The organism is Lentilactobacillus kisonensis DSM 19906 = JCM 15041, assembly GCF_001434135.1.
GTDB lineage: Bacteria > Bacillota > Bacilli > Lactobacillales > Lactobacillaceae > Lentilactobacillus > Lentilactobacillus kisonensis.
This window is the reverse complement of record NZ_AZEB01000005.1, coordinates 74,792-92,537: the sequence shown is the minus strand read 5'-3', so window position 1 is coordinate 92,537 and position 17,746 is coordinate 74,792. Positions and strand designations below refer to the sequence as shown.

Annotated in this window: 15 protein-coding genes; 7 read left to right on the top strand and 8 right to left on the bottom strand. The window is 43.9% G+C overall.

All coding sequences use genetic code 11. The features are described from left to right. Positions 1-210: 210 nt before the first annotated feature. The 6 genes from FC98_RS04035 to FC98_RS04010 all read left to right on the top strand — a co-directional run bounded on the left by FC98_RS04035 (position 211) and on the right by FC98_RS04010 (position 8,217). Positions 211-3,129, top strand: coding sequence for an SEC10/PgrA surface exclusion domain-containing protein (locus tag FC98_RS04035; RefSeq protein WP_056949231.1), 2,919 nt, complete (start codon positions 211-213; stop codon positions 3,127-3,129). Between the two features lie 683 nt (positions 3,130-3,812). After that, positions 3,813-4,502 carry a response regulator transcription factor CroR gene (gene croR, locus FC98_RS04030; protein WP_008856123.1) on the top strand — a complete coding sequence of 230 codons (690 nt, stop codon included), beginning with the start codon at positions 3,813-3,815 and terminating at the stop codon, positions 4,500-4,502. Between the two features lie 26 nt (positions 4,503-4,528). Then, positions 4,529-5,698: a sensor histidine kinase gene (locus tag FC98_RS04025; RefSeq protein WP_008856124.1), complete on the top strand. Its 1,170-nt coding sequence runs from the start codon at positions 4,529-4,531 to the stop codon at positions 5,696-5,698. Positions 5,699-5,709: 11 nt separating this feature from the next. Further along, positions 5,710-6,969: a D-alanyl-D-alanine carboxypeptidase family protein gene (locus tag FC98_RS04020; RefSeq protein ID WP_008856125.1), complete on the top strand. Its 1,260-nt coding sequence runs from the start codon at positions 5,710-5,712 to the stop codon at positions 6,967-6,969. A gap of 123 nt (positions 6,970-7,092) precedes the next feature. Continuing rightward, positions 7,093-7,872 carry an AzlC family ABC transporter permease gene (locus FC98_RS04015; RefSeq protein ID WP_054655053.1) on the top strand — a complete coding sequence of 260 codons (780 nt, stop codon included), beginning with the start codon at positions 7,093-7,095 and terminating at the stop codon, positions 7,870-7,872. Between the two features lie 12 nt (positions 7,873-7,884). Then, complete coding sequence (locus FC98_RS04010) at positions 7,885-8,217, top strand: AzlD domain-containing protein (RefSeq protein ID WP_056949230.1); 333 nt, start codon at positions 7,885-7,887, stop codon at positions 8,215-8,217. A gap of 417 nt (positions 8,218-8,634) precedes the next feature. Here FC98_RS04010 and FC98_RS04005 read toward each other — a convergent pair whose 3' ends face one another. The 8 genes from FC98_RS04005 to FC98_RS03970 all read right to left on the bottom strand — a co-directional run bounded on the left by FC98_RS04005 (position 8,635) and on the right by FC98_RS03970 (position 15,950). After that, positions 8,635-9,864 carry an NRAMP family divalent metal transporter gene (locus tag FC98_RS04005; RefSeq protein WP_008856122.1) on the bottom strand — a complete coding sequence of 410 codons (1,230 nt, stop codon included), beginning with the start codon at positions 9,862-9,864 and terminating at the stop codon, positions 8,635-8,637. 12 nt (positions 9,865-9,876) lie between these two features. After that, a complete protein-coding gene (locus tag FC98_RS04000; protein ID WP_008856121.1) occupies positions 9,877-10,626 on the bottom strand; it encodes a LamB/YcsF family protein in 750 nt (249 codons plus the stop codon). 141 nt (positions 10,627-10,767) lie between these two features. Beyond that, positions 10,768-11,559 (bottom strand): putative hydro-lyase, encoded by a 792-nt coding sequence (locus tag FC98_RS03995; RefSeq protein WP_202812861.1) that lies wholly within the window; start codon positions 11,557-11,559, stop codon positions 10,768-10,770. Then, positions 11,549-12,928, bottom strand: a complete 1,380-nt coding sequence (locus FC98_RS03990; RefSeq protein ID WP_008856119.1) for an acetyl-CoA carboxylase biotin carboxylase subunit — start codon at positions 12,926-12,928, stop codon at positions 11,549-11,551. The genes FC98_RS03995 and FC98_RS03990 overlap by 11 nt, the downstream gene beginning before the upstream one ends. After that, entirely contained in the window at positions 12,903-13,307 is a 405-nt protein-coding gene (locus tag FC98_RS03985; protein ID WP_008856118.1) for an acetyl-CoA carboxylase biotin carboxyl carrier protein, read from the bottom strand. Before FC98_RS03985 ends, FC98_RS03990 begins: the two co-directional genes overlap by 26 nt. 252 nt (positions 13,308-13,559) lie before the next feature. Beyond that, the gene (locus tag FC98_RS03980) at positions 13,560-14,591 is read right to left on the bottom strand and encodes a 5-oxoprolinase subunit C family protein (RefSeq protein WP_008856117.1); all 1,032 of its coding nucleotides are present in this window, start codon (positions 14,589-14,591) and stop codon (positions 13,560-13,562) included. Beyond that, a complete protein-coding gene (pxpB, locus tag FC98_RS03975) occupies positions 14,584-15,309 on the bottom strand; it encodes a 5-oxoprolinase subunit PxpB (protein ID WP_008856116.1) in 726 nt (241 codons plus the stop codon). Before pxpB ends, FC98_RS03980 begins: the two co-directional genes overlap by 8 nt. Before the next feature lie 260 nt (positions 15,310-15,569). Further along, positions 15,570-15,950: a YueI family protein gene (locus FC98_RS03970; protein WP_054655050.1), complete on the bottom strand. Its 381-nt coding sequence runs from the start codon at positions 15,948-15,950 to the stop codon at positions 15,570-15,572. Positions 15,951-16,340: 390 nt separating this feature from the next. Between FC98_RS03970 and FC98_RS03965 the strand changes: the two genes are divergently transcribed. Next, a complete protein-coding gene (locus tag FC98_RS03965) occupies positions 16,341-17,246 on the top strand; it encodes an outer membrane protein assembly factor BamD (protein WP_054655048.1) in 906 nt (301 codons plus the stop codon). Positions 17,247-17,746: the final 500 nt, after the last annotated feature.

The window sequence follows — 17,746 nt, the reverse complement described above, 5'->3', positions numbered from 1 at the left end:
TAACAGATATTATTTGACTTATCGTAGAAGCAAGATAGTTTCAAATCATTTTCCGGATTTGGCTACCTTGCTTTTTTGCGTTATCAGTAGCGAGGTAATTGGTTGTTCTAAGCCATTGTTGGGCTTGATAATCATATTAGATAAAGGTTATAATACGCACAGGTATATCCGGAGGGGGTATGCTAAGTAGAAAATGAGGGAGAACAACATATGAACAAAAAATGGAAGCAGGTTATCTTCTTTTCGGCAATTGCGTTAGGGGGCTTTGCTGGTGGCTTTTTGCCAGGAAATTCTCTGACGGCAACTGCTCATGCCGATCAGAACAACTCAGTTATTACCAGTAATTTGACCGATCAATTGAAGGCAGCTCAAGCTAAGGTTGATGCAGCTCAAGCAACGTATAACCAAGCACTAACTGATTTTCAGAAGACACAAACAGATTTGATGACCAATACAACTTCTCTAAAATCTGCTCAAAAAGCTTTGGATCAAGCTAACCAAGCGCTCAATTCGGCTAAATCTGATTTATCAGCTGCTCAAAAGAATGCTAGTCCTGAAGACGCTCAAAAGATTAAGGACCTTGGGGATCAATTAACGGCGCAACAACAACTGATTATGAAAACAACGACTGATCTCTCGACTGCACAGGCTCAAGCCAAGACGTTAGCATCACAGTTAGTTGACGGCCAGTCAACAATTGATAGCATCAATCAGCAGATTACGTCGCTTAAATCCAAGGTGAGTCAAGGAGCCGATGACGTCAACAAGTTAAACAAGGAACTTAGCGATCTAGATCATATTAACCAAGATGTTACCAGTGCAACGACTAAGGTGACGGATGACCAATCTGCAGTAGATTCTGCAACTGCTAAGCTTACCGATGCGAAGTTAAAGGTTACAACATCCCAAACGACTTTAGATGAAGCAAAAAAGACTGCTTCGAGTCAGATAAGTACCGCACAAACCCAGCTGGATAATGCTAAGAAAGCGCAAACCGATGCGCAAACTGTAGTGGATCAAACTAAGGCGTCAATTGCGGCGCTTGAAGCGGACAATATTAGTATTAAGTTACCAACTGGATATAATGAAGCACTCTTTCAACAATTAGCAGATGTCATTCATAATCAGAACGCAACCCAGCAAATGTATGACGATGCTTCTAAAGCAATCAATCCGATTGCTAACCTCGGGGTTGATTTAAACGCTAATGGTTACACACCCACTGCAACGGATAAGGCTCAACAGGTCAATATGACCAGTTTATCAGCGGCAGACCAATTGGCGTTGACCCAATTTACAGCTGAATTGATAAATAGTGCCCGGGTTCAGTTTGGTTACCCAGCGTTAAAAGTTACCCAAAGTTCCTTGGACTTTGCTAAGGCTGTTATTGAGCAATATGAGCAATATAGTGATGCCAACGGGAAAAAGACTTGGGATATTAGTGCTAAAGGCGGTCACTATAACGAAGGGATAGAAAAGGCAGCGTCCCAATATGGCCTTAATGATGCAGGAAACTATTACGAAGATGCGGGTACGGCAGGTTACATTTTAAATCAGGGTAAAACAATGGCTGATTTGAAGCAGGGGATTTTTACAGCTGTGATTGACATGTTATTTAATGATGGTAACGGAGAAGATTATCTTCATGCTACCTCCTTGTTGGGAATTAACGCTGGCAAAGTGACCGAATTTCTTGGTGTTGGAACGGACAATTTAGATCAAATTCACTTAGAATTGGTGCCAGATGACACCAGGGCTTACATCAAGGATCCAACCAAGTTTGATACCACTAATACGTTGCCAGTTCCAGATGGTACTGGCAACGATCAAAAGGTTAAAGACCTCCAGGCAAAGTTAACGGATCAACAAAAATCATTATCTGATGCCACTCAAGCAGTCACGGATGCTCAAACTAATCTGGATACAGTTACAAAAGCAGGTGATATTAGCAAGTTGGCCGATCAGTTAACTGCAGCCCAGGGTGCTCAGAAAGATGCGCAGGATGCTGCTGACAAGGCGAATTCCCAGTTAACAGCTGATACGGACTCTTTGAACAAGTTAAAGGCGCAACAAACTGACTCCCAACAGCAAAAGGTCGCCAAGCAGCAAGCATTAGATGATGCTCAAAAAACGTTGACAGCTACTCAAACTGATTTAGCAGCGGAACAGACAAAACTAGCTACAGCAACTTCTAACCAGGCTGGCTTGCAGAAGAGCCAAAGTACGGTTAATCAAACACTGAACGATTTAAATCAAAAGCTAACCACTGCTAATACTGCCGTTAGCACACTTACGAAGCAGTTAAATAATATCAAAGACGCTGACAGTACGCTGACTAAGGCGCAGACCACATTAGATGCTGCTCAGGTTAAATTGGACGCCGCAACAAAGCAATATACGAATGCGAGCCAAAATACTCAAGCGGCTCAGAAGGCAAATGATGTTGCTCAGGCTAAGCGGGATCAAGCTAAGGAAGAGTTGGACGCCACGCTTGTTGCCTTCAAGAAGATTCAATCGGAAAATGGCTCGAATTCCGGGACGCCAACCAACAACTTGATTGGAAATCAAACGGTTGTGAGTTCTGCCCCAAGCACCAATAATGAGACGGGTGTTTCAATAAATCAGGATAGCAACGGCAAAACGACCAATCCGTCCGTTAATGTCAACGTTGCCCGGACTAAGAAAGTGGCCCCATTTAAGGTTTACGCAAAGCAGGCACTCTACCGATATACAAGCCCATCATTCAAAAAAGGCCACCGAGTTCAGCATTACTCAAAGCGAACCCGGCGAAATGCGCCGACATTTACTGTAGTTGGGACGGCAAGATCAACCACAGGGCAATTACGTTACAAGCTGAGTGATGGAAGCTATATAACCGCTAACCCAAAGTTTGTTGCGGCGTTATATTGGAAAACTACCAAGAAGCATGTATATGTATACGCAGTAAATGGAATTTACGAGTATAAGGGGACAAACTTATCTAACAATAATCGAGTTCGCAAACATTCACACAATGCGGTTTTGCGAGTTAAGCATCTTGTTCGTCATGGATCGACCACCCGCTTACAGCTAACAAACGGTCATTTTATCAGTGGCAGCAAAAAACTAGTTTCAATGCACAGGGGATGAGCTTCTAAGCGGATTGCTACAATAAAAAATATTAAATAAGATTGGAGGTGGGCAGAAATAACAACTGTCTCACCTTCATTTTTTGATTCCAAAGCTAGCATTGTGTGGACTAGCTACTTTTTCCCACTCTTTAAGTAACCGTTAAGCTTTCCGCGTTAAGATTATTTGGAATGGTGAAACCCAGCCGCACCAAGTATAATTAGTACAGCTACGCAAAGCAGGGATCTGCACGTAAGCACCTTCACCAAAAATCCCACAAACCGGGATTTCAGGCGGAGGAGACTTACACTCCGATTGTCAACCGCTCTGCTCCGCTCACTATATAGGACAGCTCCGCAGAGCAACAATCTGCGCGTAAGCACCTTCAAAAAAATTCCAAACCCAGGAATTTCCCTTGAAGGAGACTTACACTCCGATTGTCAACCGCTCTGCTCCGCTCACTATATAGGACAGCTCCGCAGAGCAACAATCTGCGCGTAAGCACCTTCAAAAAATTCCAAACCCAGGAATTTCCCTTGAAGGAGACTTACACTCCGATTGTTAACCGCTCTGCTCCGCTCACTATAATTAGGACAGTTGTCGTTTACTATAAAAAGTGTAAACTTTATGTTGAATTATTCATTTCAATGAATTTCAATCAAATTAATTAGCATTTAAAAACAAATAATGAGGTAGAACAGACCATGAAAATATTAGTTGTCGACGATGATAAAGAAATTGCTCAGTTGCTTGAAATTTATATTCGAAACGAAGGATATGAACCAGTTTCGGCATATAGTGGTAAAGAGGCGTTGACCCGCTTGCGGACAGAATCTGATATTGGCTTAATGATTTTGGACATTATGATGCCTGGAATGAGTGGAATTGAAGTGATCAAAGAAGTCAGAAAAGACTCCCAGATTCCAATTATTGTCCTATCTGCTAAAACCGAAGATATGGATAAGATTCAGGGGTTGATCAGTGGTGCTGACGATTATGTCACTAAGCCATTTAACCCCCTTGAAGTGATGGCCAGAGTGAAGTCACTGCTTCGGCGGACTGAAGAACATGTCACTAACGATACGCCTGATGTATTGGACATTGGCCCGCTTACGATTAATAAGGACTCTCATGAGGTCAAAACCATCACCGGTACGTTAATTCAACTGACAGCGTTAGAATTTGGCATTCTCTACTTGCTGGCCAGCCATCCTAACCGGGTCTTTTCAGCCGATGAAATTTTTGAACGAGTTTGGCGCCAAGAAAGCATTGTTTCTGCGAAGACCGTCATGGTTCACGTGAGCCATCTGCGCGATAAAATTGAAGAAGCAACCAATGGTGAGAAGGTTATTCAAACTGTCTGGGGCGTTGGGTACAAGATTGAATCACATTAATTAACTGTTAAAAAAGGGGAATTATTTTGAAGTTAACTGGCCGTGAAAAAACTGAACTATTTTTGGAAGGGATTGTAACGGTCATCCTGCTTTTATTGTTGAATTTGTCGATTATTATTCTGATCAACGAATCGATTATGACCAATCCAGGATTGCGGGACGGTATTTTTATTATTAAACGATCGATCATTATTGGCCCCGACCACTTTCACTTATGGAGTTGGGAAAACATCTTCATTACTTTAATGTTGCTGTTTGACGCTGCAGTGGTGTACTGGCGGTTAATTCGGCGTTACCATCAGATGCAGCTTCGCCATATTATCAGTGAATTGCATTATATTGCCAATGGTCATCTAGATCATCGAATTGGGTTCAAGTTCAAGGGGAACACGCAGTCAGTTGTTGAAAGCATTAACGCGTTAGTTGATAGCGTTATCCAGTCGATGAATGAGGAACGGGCAATTGAAAGTTCTAAGGATGAATTGATTACCAACGTTAGCCATGACTTGCGGACACCGTTAACTTCAATTTTGGGTTATCTGGGGCTCATCCAGGATAAGCAGTACCATAGCGAAGAAGACTTGCTTAAATACACTGAAATTGCTTATCTCAAAGCCAAGCAAATGAAATCGTTAGTTGATAATCTCTTTGAGTACACAAAGGTGAAACAGACGGGTACGCCACTTTCCATCAATAAGATTGACCTTAACCAAATGATGGAGCAGTTAGTTGCAAGCTTTGAGTTGGAAGCTAAGAAACAGGGGTTGGCGATTTCAGCCCAAAATACTGACCGGCCGCTGTACATTGAAGCGGATGCGGAAAAGTTGGGCCGGGTGTTTAACAACCTCATTTCTAACGCGATCAAGTATGGTAAGGGTGGTCACAACATCTTTTTAAGTGCTAGAGTTGGCAAGCCCGGTGAAGCGGTGATTGACGTGGCCAATGACGGCCCACAGATCCCCCAGAAGTCACTGGATCAAATTTTTGAGCGGTTTTATCGGGTTGAAGAGTCTCGAAATAAAGACACTGGTGGCTCTGGCTTAGGGTTAGCAATTGCTCAAAGCATCATTGATCTTCATGGGGGTTACATTAATGTGACGTCTGACATGAATTTAACCACGTTTGCAATCCATGTGCCGATTAATCATGGGGATCGATTGTCAAAACCAAGTGATAAGTTAAAGGGAACGCGTTAGAAGGGATTCTTATGAAGTTACGATTCAAACTAGTAATTGCCTTAATTGGCACTTTTTTATTGTCCTTTAGTGGGGCGGCTAGTGTGCGCGTAAGGGCCGCCGCTCAGCCAACGATTGCTGCAAAAGCGGCGGTTGCCGTTGACGCTAATACTGGCCAAATCTTGTATCAAAAAAATGCCCATCAAGCATTACCAATTGCATCAGTTTCAAAATTAATGACTATTTATATCGTTCATCACCAAATCAAACAAAAAAAGTTAGCATGGGGTGATCAAGTTAAAATTTCACCAGCCCTTGCAAAGCTGAGCACGGCGGCTGAGTTGACTAACGTGCCGTTGGTGGCTGGCAAGTCTTACTCAGTTCGGCAATTAGTAAACGCAACTCTAGTAGCTTCAGCAAACGCTGCTGCCTTGGCGTTGGGACAAAAAATTGCTGGGACGCCGGTGAAATTTTCCCGACTGATGGATCAAACGGCTCGGAAGCTTGGCATTACGGATGCCAAATTTTATAACGCTTCTGGTCTGACTAACAAACTGACTGGTAAATTGGCATTGCCACATGTGGGTGCTAACGCTGAAAATGAGTTGTCTGCTAGTGACGTTGCCTTGTTAGCTAGCCGATTGGTTAAGGAATTTCCCAAAGTAACCAAGATTACGAAGCAATCCCAGTCACGATTTTACGGCAAGGCGATTGCTGGCCATAATCAGCTGCTTAACGATAGGCAGATTGCTACTGGGGTGACTGTTGATGGCTTGAAGACCGGAACATCTGATAAAGCTGGCGCCTGTTTTGTGGGGTCGGCTACCCGGGGCAAACACCGAATTGTTACGGTTGTTTTAGGTGCTCGCAATCAAGGAGCCAGTGACCCAGCTCGATTTACCCAAACTGCCAAACTGATGCGGTATGTCTTTACTAAGCAGCATCCCATTACCCTCAAAAAAGGCAGTCAGATTCAAGGCGTTGGCAAGGCCGGGGTTCCCGATGGTAAGCAGACTTCTGTTCAAGCAGTCACCAAGCAAACTACTTGGGTATGGGCACCAAAGTCCGTAACGAAGCGGCAAGTTCGTGGCAAGTTTGTCAAGTTGAATCAAAAAATTACTGCTCCGGCGAAGAAGGGGACTCATGCAGGCAAGGCTCATCTGACATTGAAAGATGTCTTGCCCAAGTATTTACGGGGCTACTACAGCAAAATTCAGTTGGTTACTCAGAAGGCTGTGAAAAAAGCAAACCCATTTATTCTCCTATGGCGGGCGATTTTGCGGCTATTTTAACAAAACAATTGCTTAAAAGTGTTTATTAATTGGACGATATCCAATATAATTGTACCTGGATTGTGTTTACATGATTTTTACACTGAAGTAGGTTAGTTATTGCTTAATGATGGAGGAATCCTTTTGGGTAAAAACATAGCGAAATCTAGAGAGAAGCTGCCATACTGGCGTAGAATTCTAGATGCATCGCTGCCAGTTGATTTAAGTTACATTCCAATTGGCTTGGCATGTGGTATTTTATTGAACGCTTCTGGATTCAACGTGTGGACCACGTTGATGGTTTCTGTGATGGTGTTTTCAGGTGGCGCGCAGTTTTTGATTGCATCACTATTGGCTACCAGTGCACCAATGTATTCGGTTATTTTGATGATGTTCTTTCTAGAACTGCGTTATGCATTATTGGGATCAAGCCTTTCGAAATACTTACATGGTCAATCATTAGGGTTTACCGCGTTATTTGCGGCGTCGATGAATGACGAAAATTATGCGCTTAATTATTTAAAGTTTTCGACGGATAAGAAGTTTACGCCTAAAGAGGCATTGCACGTTGAACACATGACGCTGGTCTTTTGGACAATTAGTAATCTGATTGGCAGTTTGATTGGTAGCGCAATTCACATTGATCTGACAATTGTGCATTTTGCCTTGACCGCGCTATTCCTGTACATGATTGTGGTGCAATTGAAGAATGGGTTAATTATTTTGATTTGTATCCTATCCGGTTTTTTGGCCGCTTACTTTATGGTTTTGACCAAATCAACGCTAGGATTGGTTATTTCGACAATCGTCGCATCATTTATTGGGTTTATGGCAGAAGCCTCTATTAGAAAATTTTTCCCGAACAGCAGTCTATTAAGGCACATTAAGAATCCAGCTGGGTCACCTGAAGACGTTGATGAGTAGGAGTTAGTTTTTATGGAATGGAACACGACACAACACGTTTGGTTGATATTAGGATGTTTTTGCGTGGCGTTTGCACCACGATTAATTCCACTACTATTTTTTCGAACCCGCAAGATTCCTAACTGGTTCAACGAATGGATGCGGTATGTGCCAGTATCGCTATTCACAGCACTAGTTGTAAAGGATATTTTTATTACCCCAGACTACGTGGTATCAGTTGTGAATCGGGCGCCAGAAATGATTGCTGCGGTTATTGTGATTGGGATTGCCTATTGGACAAGGTCAATGGCAATTTCAGTTGTGTTAGGATTGTGTGCCGTCTTTTTATTAGCCCTGGTGGTTTAAATTGGATATTTTACATAAAAGGTCTGTGACTTCACTGATTGGTTAGTTCCAATTGGTGGGGTCACAGACCTTTTTTAATGATTTTAGGTAATGAGTTATGGATGTAAATAGAGATACGGATTTGCGATTGTATGGAGTGAGGTTGTTTTTGGGGGGTTCTATCTTATATAGATTAGGACCGCTCCTCAAAGCAGAAAGCTGCACCTAAGCCACTCCGTTCAAAAACCTCAAACCCAGGGATTTCCGAACGGAGTCACTTAGGCTCCGCTTTCTAACCGCTTTGCTTCGCTCACTGTTTTTAGGACCGCTGCGTCAGGCAGAAATTTACATATAAGCACCTCACCCAAAAATTCCAAGCCCAGGAATTTCTGGGTGAGAAGACTTATATTCCAGTTTCTAACCGCCTGACTCCGCTCACTATGCGAATAGCATCATAATCGTCCGCACACCCGCGTAAGCCATGAAAGCCACTACCAACCAACCTGTCCATGTTAACCAAGCAGGATGGTGGTAGGAAACACCCATGATCGGCTTTTTCCTTGCAGCTACCAGTAAGATTGCTAAAGCAATTGGTAAGACGAAACCATTGATTGCGCCAACGACAACTAATACTTTGGCTGGGCTGCCAATGAAATAAAAGATCGCCGTTGAAACAATAATGAAACCAATGATGAAGCTACTACGATAACGTTTGAACATCACACCCGTCCGATCACTTACCGCGTAATCCAAAAATGAGGTAGACGTAAACGTTGAACCTAATGTAGAGGACATCCCTGAAGCAAATAAGAGAAGGCCAAAGAACTTATAGCCAAAGTTGCCAGCTGCGTACTTAAAGATTGAGGCAGCTGGATTGGCTGGGTCTAACTTAAAGCCGGCGGTAACAACCGCTAATCCTGCCAAGAATAGCATGACCCGAATAACTGACGCAATTCCAATTCCGGTTAGGGCGCCTTCGTTAACGTACTTGATACTTTCAGGCCCCTTGGCACCACCTTCTAGTAATCGATGACCACCTGAAAATGAGATGTAACCACCCACAGTACCACCAACAATGGTAACGATGGAATAAAAATTAACGTTTGAAGGGTCAAAGGCATGAACCGCCGCAGTGCCATAGGGAACGGTCATCACGGATAAAATATAAAGTAAAATACCAATTTTAATAACTGCTAAAATCTGAACCGTGATGTCCATTGCTTTGAGGGCGTTTTTGATAATGAGAACGCTGATCGCAATTGCGGCCGCGATCAAAGCACCATTTTCTGGTGAAATGCCAAAAAGGACGTTGAGGCCTAAACCAGCACCACCAATGTTACCAATGTTGAAGAATAATCCGCCCATGGCAACTAAAAATGAAAGTAAATAACCTAAGCCAGGGAACACCTCGTTAGCAATCACTTGCGCGCGTTTCCCAGAAACAATAATAATTCGCCAAATGTTTAATTGAACAACGATATCGACAAGAATACATATGAGAATTGCAAAGCCAAAGTTGGCCCCTAGCTGGCCAGTGAACATGGCAGTTTGGGTTAAAAAGCCTGGGCCAACTGCGGCCATGGCCATTAAAAAGGCGGCTCCAAGCGCGGCACTGCGGATTCGTTTATCCTTTGCGGGATTGGGAATTTGGGAGTTTTTCATAAGCATTTTCCTTTCAAATTAACGGGTTTTAATGGCAATACCTTCTTGTTTGAGTGCTTGGGTGAGGTGTTTAACAATTTCTAAGGCTGCGCCGTTATCACCGTGGACGCAGATTGAATCAACCTTGATTGGGACCGTTTCGCCCGTTACGGCTACCACCGATTGGGTTTTAATCATTGAAATTGTGCGTTTTGCAATTGCGTCAGGGTCGTGTAAAACGGCATTGGGCTGGCTTCTCGGAACTAAGCTGCCATCTGCTTGATAATTACGATCTGCAAATACTTCCTGGGCAACTGGAAGACCGAGATTGTTTGCTGCGGTCACTAAAGCGCTGTTTGATAGCGCATAAACCAGTAAATGAGGATCTTCAGCTTTGATGCCCTTACAGATTGCGGTTGCCAAGGTAAGGTCTTTGCCAGCGGCGTTGTATAAGGCACCATGAGCTTTAACGTGGTGCAAACGATGCGTTTTGGTGAATCCGGCTAACGCGGCGATTTGGTAGGTTACCATGTGTGTAACGGCGTCCGGTGAAAGGTCCATCTTTCGGCGGCCAAAGCCATCAAGATCTGGAAAGCCTGGGTGAGCACCGACGCCAACACCGGCTTTTTCAGCCATGGAAACGGTCTGATACATCACGTCAGGATCGCCAGCATGAAAGCCACAGGCAATGTTGGCAGAACTAATTAAAGGAATTACCTGATCATCGTTACCTAAATGATAACGACCATAGCTTTCACCAAGGTCGCTATTTAAATCAATTGTTGTCATTTTGAAGAACCTCCTAAGTAAAGTGAGCGGAGCAGAGCGGTTAGAAATCGGAGTGTAAGTCTCCTATCGAGGAAATTCCTGGTTTTGGAATTTTTTCGATAGGTGCTTACACGCAGATTTCTGCTCTGCGCAGCTGTCCTATTAATATTTCAGCGTTGCATTCACAACATCCGTTACCAACATATGACCAGGCGCGTGGGTAATGACCAATGGCGGCTTCGTCTGCATAATGACGTTTTGTGGGGTAACCCCGCACGGCCAGAATACGGGCTGTTCACCAGGGTTGATTGTGACCGAATCGCCGTAGTCGGGGTGATTAAGGTCAGTGATGCCAATTGCTTGTGGATCGCCAATTTGGATGGGAGCGCCATGAACTTTGGGCATTGCGCCAGTGACCTGAACGGCGGTTGGAATTTGTGATTCAGGGATGGGACGCATGCTGACGACCATGTTGCCGTGAAAAGGACCAGCGGATTTCAACGGAATGTTGGTATTAAACATCGGCACGTTCACCTTTTCCGTGATGTTTCGAACTTCAATACCAGCCGCTAGTAATTCGGATTCAAATGAAAAACTGCAGCCAATAATGAAACTAACAAAATCATCCTGCCAGATATCGGCGACCGAAGTGACTTCAGCGGCAACCTGACCGTTTCGATAAACTCGATATTGTGGAAAATCATTGGCAAGGTCAACGTCGCTGGCAAACTCATGTAATTTTCGGCTACCAGTATCGCTTACCTCTAACACGGGACAGGGCCGAGGATTCTGTTGGGTAAAAAGTAAAAAGTCATAAGCAAGGCTGCGGGGCAAGATGACTAAGTTGGCTTGTGTGTAGCCAGGGCAAAGACCACTTGTTTGGCCTGTAAAGTCACCACTGCGGATGAGTTGCCGAAGTGATACGGGCGATACATTAGCGAGGTTAATTGTCATAGGTATCTGCCTCCTTTTGGGCAAGTTGTTGATCCAACCAATTAACGTCAGTCTTTTCTGCAATCAAGTCAGGTTCAGCGAGTAGCTGGGCTAATAGTTCTAAATTGGTTGAAATACCACTAATGACGGTTTCATCAATCACGTTGCGCATTTTATTTAAAACAGCGGGGCGATTAGGACCAAAAACGATGAGTTTAGCGATCATTGCATCATAGTTAGGTGGCACTGTGTAGCCTTGGTAAAGCGCGGTATCAACTCGAACCCCCAGGCCACCAGGTAAGTGAAGGCCGGTAATCTTTCCAGGAGTTAAAGCAGTAATGCGACATTCCAAAGCAAAATTTGAAACGGTGGGTCTTGTATCGACGAGGGTTTCACCAGCGGCTACCCTGAATTGGGCGTCGATAAGGTCAAGATTAGTCGTTTGCTCGGTAATTGGATGTTCGACTTGGATCCGGGTATTCATTTCCATGAAGTAGAACGCGCCAGGGCCGTTATATAAGAATTCGACGGTGCCAACACCTTCATAGTGGAGCTTACCAACAGCTTGTTCACAAGTGGAAAACATCTTTTGGCGGGTGGCGTCATCTAAGGCAACTGCTGGGGCTTCTTCCATTACTTTTTGGTGATTGGCTTGGATCGTACAGTCCCGCTCACCGATTGCCAGAACCTTGCCAGCTTTGTCAGCAATTAACTGTATTTCGATGTGCCTGGGATGGGTTAGGTACTGTTCGAGATACATGTGGTCATCGTCAAATGCAGATCTAGCTTCATCCTGGCAGAGATCAAAGGTACTCTCAAATTGTTCAGGATAATCAACGACACGCATTCCCTTACCACCGCCACCAGCGCTTGCCTTAATCATGATGGGAAAGCCAATTTTTTTCGCTTCAGCTAATGCGACTTTTGAGTCCGTTAAAACGGTGGGGCTCCCCTTAACGAGTGGCATTCCCGCTTGCTTCATCGTTTCTCTGGCTTGTTCTTTGTTGCCAAGCAGGGAAATTGCATCGGCGTTTGGACCGATGAAAATGAGATGGTTCTGTTCACAAGCCCGGGCAAAATCGGCGTTTTCTGAAAGAAAGCCATAACCGGGATGAATCGCGTCAGCCCCGGTTAATTGAGCAGCGGTAATAATGTTGTTGATGTTCAAATAGCTATTAGCTGCATTTGCTGGACCAATACAAATGGCTGAATCGGCTAGTTTGGTGTGGAGTGCATCCTTGTCAGCAGTCGAGTAGATTGCCACGGTTTGTAGGCCTAACTGATGACAGGCTCGGATAATTCGGACAGCAATCTCGCCACGGTTGGCGACTAATACCTTGTGAAATGGCCACTGGTTAATTGGTTTATGCAAGTTGAATAAGTGGTTCATCAAACTCAACTCCTTGACCGTCCGTAGCGAGAATCTGGGTAACCGTTCCCGCTTTATCGGCTTTGATTTCATTCATGACCTTCATGGCCTCGATAATCCCAATCGTGTCACCCACCGCGATTGGGTCGCCAACCGAGACAAAGGGGGGATCATCGGGTGATTTGGAAGAATAAAAAGTCCCAATGGTGGTGGCATTAATGGTTTTCGGCTCCTCAGCTTGAGTGGGAGAGTCTTGTGAAAGATTGGTAGATACCGATTGTGTTGATTGGCTTAACTTTTGTTTTAATTTGAGCTGTTGATTTCCGGACTGATACGTTAATTCTGACAGGTTATTATCTTTCAAAATTTTCGCAAGTTCTCGGATTGTCTCGATGTTCATATTTTTGACGCCTCCTAAAGTATAGTGAGCGGATCCAGGCGGTTAGCAATCGGAGTGTAAGTCTCCTCCAGCGGGAATTCCTGGTTTTGGAATTTTTGCTGGAGGTGATTACACGCAGATTGCTGCCTGGAGGAGCGGTCCTAATCTATGATGACTAAAATACTAGATCTTGGTAGCTTGGAAGTGTACTCCCGGTCTCAGGATTTTGGCAGGGGTAGCTTACACGCAGAATTCTGCTTGATGGCGCTATCCTTAAAACAGTTCCTGAATCCGCTGGGCCGCTGCTCGGTTAATTCCAATTGGCTCTTGATAGCGCTGGTCATTAAATTCGGCCTTTAAACGCTGGAGCAATTGACTTTGCCTTTGAATGTCATTTTCCGCTGATTGTAGATCCGCTAACTGGAACTGAATCAGCTGGTGATTTTGACACTGAACGATCTTACCGATATCAACTGTGAAAATGGTTGCGATGACTGGATAGCCACCCGTTGTCTGCCGGTCTGCCAGTAAAACAATTGGTTGGCCGTTAGTGGTGATTTGAATCCCGCCAAAGACGGTTGCCTCAGAAAGCAGGCTCTGTGTACTGGTAGTCAATGGTTTGCCAGCTAAACGGTAGCCCATGCGATCTGCCTCACTGGTGAGTTGATACTGCTGATTTTGGAGCCGGGCTTGATCTGCTTTTGAAAACAACTCCCACTGAGGGCCCTTTAAGATTCGAATTGTGAGCGGATTTTGAAGCATTGTTAACGGGTTACGGAAGCTGGTTAGAAATTCTTGGGGAGCTCGTCGGTGAGCGTAACTGGAAAGCGTATTTTGGGTTTGAATTGGTAATTGGTCACCAGCCACCAGGGCTCTGCCATGGAAGCCGCCAATGCCAATTCTTAATGTCGTTGAGCGGCTATCCATAACAATGGGAACCTTGATGCCACCTTTGATTGCCAGATAACCATAGCGGCCAGTTTTCGCTGTTCCAATTTCTAACTGATCGTTTTTGTGGATTTGAATGGCTTGATTTTGTGGGATGGGGTCTCCATTTAAGGTTGGTGAGAATTGAGCACCCGTAACTGCGATAAACGTGGCTGTCCGAAAAATCAGCGTTGGTCCAGTTAACGCAAATTCCAAGCAAGCTGTTCTGCCAGGATTGCCGACTAATAAGTTAGCAAGCCGGTGGGATGACTGATCCATGCTCCCGGACACGGGGAAGCCATCAATTTGGTGGATCTCCCTGCCTAAATCTTGGACTGTTGTTTGGAGCCCTGGTTGAATAACTGATAAGTTAGGCATTTTCGTTCACCACCTTTACGTGATAATGGCCAAGCTTGTCGGCCCTTTGGATGGCCGCAAACGTTTCTTTGTCGATGGCTTCAAATTTAATTTCGTCGCCGGCGTGGTAAAAAGGTTCAGGATTTTCTGGCTGGTATAACGTTAAGGGCGTCTTGCCGATGAGGCGCCAGCCACCCGGTGAGGTGACCGGATAAAAGCCCGTTTGAATGCCGGCAATCCCAACACTTCCCGCTGGAATCTTAACTCGGGGTTTAGATAAACGGGGCATGGCAATTTTTTTGTCAACGCTTGCCATGTATGCAAAGCCGGGTAAAAAGCCAAGGAAGTAGATCAAATAGGATTGATTGGTATGCCGTTGAATGACCTCATCGACTGAAATACCTGCATAATCAGCAACGTCTGCGAGGTCTGGTGCAAATGGTTCTTCGTAACAGACTGGAATGATTAGGGTCCGTTTAGAGGGGAGTGGAGCAGCCAGTTGATCGGCAATGATCTGGTCTAGCCGTGATTTAAGTGAATCTGGGGTTGTGACCATCGCGCTAAAAGTAACCAGCAACGTATGATAGGCGGGGATAACGGCCCTAATGCCAGTAATTTTGTCCGCCGTGATGATTTTTGCTAATGCCTGCAGCCGTAGATTGATCTCTGGATTGATCTCGTTTGGAAATTCAATGGAGACTGCCCGGTCACCAACCGTTCGTAACTGATAGGGCTTCATAATCTAACCTCGATTCAACTTGAATAATTATTAGAAATTTCGCAATAAAATTAATTAAAAATAATATTAGGCTGTGTAAATCCGTTTGTCAAATTCATTTTGCCACGTTTTTACCGACTTGCCAAGGAAGTGAAACTGAGAGCTAATTTTTAATGGAAAGGATTAACGTGACGCGTGAACTCGTTTAGGGTGATTTAAAAACAAAAAACACCACCCGACATATTGTAAAATAGGTCGTATGGTATCTTTAGGCGTTTGATTCAGAGTAAAATTCTTCGTTTAATCTTTTCATTTGGCGAGGCAATCACTAACCCAAAATCATTTGGGCCAGTGTGGGCGGCCACCCGGACACCGTTTTGAACTAGGACGGTAAATTGATAATGATGGTCAATTGCCATCCCCATGTAATCTTCAATTAACGTATCATCCATTTTCCCGTTCAAATACATTCTGTATTCAGGATAATTGGTGATGACTTTTTCAACCATCGCCGTCGTCTCGGACTGACGTAATTGACTAATTGTGAGGGCCAAGGCAACCCGCTCCCTAAAGTTACCGAGAAACGCACGCTTTTCATCGGGCTTTAGTTGGGGGTTACCGAACATATGCTGCTTAATGTAGTCTTCGGAATCGTTTGCCATGATTGGGACTCCCTTCTTTGATACAATATGATCAATGTAACAAAATTTGCCTCAGAAATCATCTGGACTGGTTATATAATATGGTAGAAAGTTTAAAAGATATGTTTTTAGATTTTGCTAAAGTGTCATCGATATGTTACTTATTATCGTGAGATGGGACACTTATTCATTATTCTTATTTTAACGCAACTGAGGGCTTGAATGTCAGTGGGCCAATAATGTTATAATAAACGTGAATAAATATTTAGGACAGCTATGCAAAGCAGAATTCTGCACATAAGTACCACCAACAAAAATCCCCCCAAACCAGGGATTTCTGTTAGAGGAGACTTATGTTCCAGTTTCTAACCGCTCTGCTCCGCTCACTTATTTTTTTAGGAGGGCTTCACTTTGAAAAGATGGATTTGGATTGTAATCACCCTTGTTATCGCGCTTTCGGTTGGTGGTTATGCATTTGCCCGACACAGCCAGAATGAAAAGCTTTATACGGACGCCATGCAACGTGGGACTGTACAGCTTTCAAATAAAAACTATACGGCTGCTGAAACCGCATATACAAATGCTTTAAAGAGAAAGCCTAACGATGAAAAAGCAACGACGGTTTTAAATCAGACCCAATCGTTCATGTCCGCTAATAGTTCATTTAATGACCGTCAGTTTTCAGCTGCTAAGGGCAATTATCAATCGGTCGTTAACACTAAGAAAGGAAATGAACTATTAAAGAATCGGGCCAAGTCACGGTTAGCACTGATCAAAACCATTCAGGCAAACGATAAGAAGTATAACGATATTTATAATCAGGCACTAAACCAGACTGGTGAAGGCAAGTACGCTGAGTCGAATAGTACCTTGGATAAGATTTTCTCGGATAAATCAATTAAACAGTCATATTACAAGGATATCTTACAAAGGGCTGAAAAATTACGGGATAAAAACAATAGTGCCCTTAACGGCAGTACCAGCAGCAATTCTAACGACTTTGAATCATCTAATTCAAGCAGCAATACCAACAATAATCCAAACGTTGCCTCAAATAGCAGCGCAAGCCTAACTTCATCAGAAAAGAAGGCAGCGGCTAATTACAAGGGGTCCAATGAATTTACCGTGACTCCGGGTGAAAAGGAAATCAATGGTAAAGAAATCACCGCATCCCAAATTGCCAGTGCTAGAAAGAAAATCAGTGTGGCAGGCGTCGACTCAAATGCAATGAGTGACCAGGATGTTAGAAATGTGATTAAGGGTGCCCATAATAATAATCAGTCGATTGGGACTTATACGAAGGCGCATTACAAGTAAGCGCGCGGAGCAAAGCGGTTAGAAAGCGGAGCCTAAGTGACTCCGTTCAGAAATCCTGGGCTTGGATTTTTGAACGGAGTGGCTTAGGTGCAGCTTTCTGCTTTGCGGAGCGGTCCTAATCTATGTAGCCTAAAGTCAACCACTAAGCAGTTTTGAAATTTTTTGGTTGGAGTGGCTTACACTCCGATTTCTACTTTGCGGAGCGGTCCTAATCTATATAAGATAGAACATTCGCTAAAGTTATACTCTCGACGATCTTAAAAAACACCCAAAAAGTAATCAAGACTCAAAAAAGATTGCAGCCATGTGAGCAAAAACATGACGACAACCTTTTTTCTGTATGGAGTTCTTCACCATCCCCATTCGAAGATGCACCATCACTTGGAGAGATGAGATATAAATGGTCTCAAGCTTTCCATCCCAAAATAGTTAAATAAACCTAATCACACTTGTTAAGAACCGCCTTGGCAAGGTATTATTAAGGCGCTAGTAAAAATCTA

Bases quoted from the DNA above. Each gene is read 5' to 3' on its own strand.
- FC98_RS04035 (WP_056949231.1), top strand. From the start codon at position 211: ATGAACAAAAAATGGAAGCAGGTTATCTTCTTTTCGGCAATTGCGTTA.
- croR (WP_008856123.1), top strand. From the start codon at position 3,813: ATGAAAATATTAGTTGTCGACGATGATAAAGAAATTGCTCAGTTGCTT.
- FC98_RS04020 (WP_008856125.1), top strand. From the start codon at position 5,710: ATGAAGTTACGATTCAAACTAGTAATTGCCTTAATTGGCACTTTTTTA.
- FC98_RS04010 (WP_056949230.1), top strand. From the start codon at position 7,885: ATGGAATGGAACACGACACAACACGTTTGGTTGATATTAGGATGTTTT.
- FC98_RS04005 (WP_008856122.1), bottom strand. From the start codon at position 9,864: ATGCTTATGAAAAACTCCCAAATTCCCAATCCCGCAAAGGATAAACGA.
- FC98_RS04000 (WP_008856121.1), bottom strand. From the start codon at position 10,626: ATGACAACAATTGATTTAAATAGCGACCTTGGTGAAAGCTATGGTCGT.
- FC98_RS03995 (WP_202812861.1), bottom strand. From the start codon at position 11,559: ATGACAATTAACCTCGCTAATGTATCGCCCGTATCACTTCGGCAACTC.
- FC98_RS03990 (WP_008856119.1), bottom strand. From the start codon at position 12,928: ATGAACCACTTATTCAACTTGCATAAACCAATTAACCAGTGGCCATTT.
- FC98_RS03985 (WP_008856118.1), bottom strand. From the start codon at position 13,307: ATGAACATCGAGACAATCCGAGAACTTGCGAAAATTTTGAAAGATAAT.
- FC98_RS03980 (WP_008856117.1), bottom strand. From the start codon at position 14,591: ATGCCTAACTTATCAGTTATTCAACCAGGGCTCCAAACAACAGTCCAA.
- pxpB (WP_008856116.1), bottom strand. From the start codon at position 15,309: ATGAAGCCCTATCAGTTACGAACGGTTGGTGACCGGGCAGTCTCCATT.
- FC98_RS03970 (WP_054655050.1), bottom strand. From the start codon at position 15,950: ATGGCAAACGATTCCGAAGACTACATTAAGCAGCATATGTTCGGTAAC.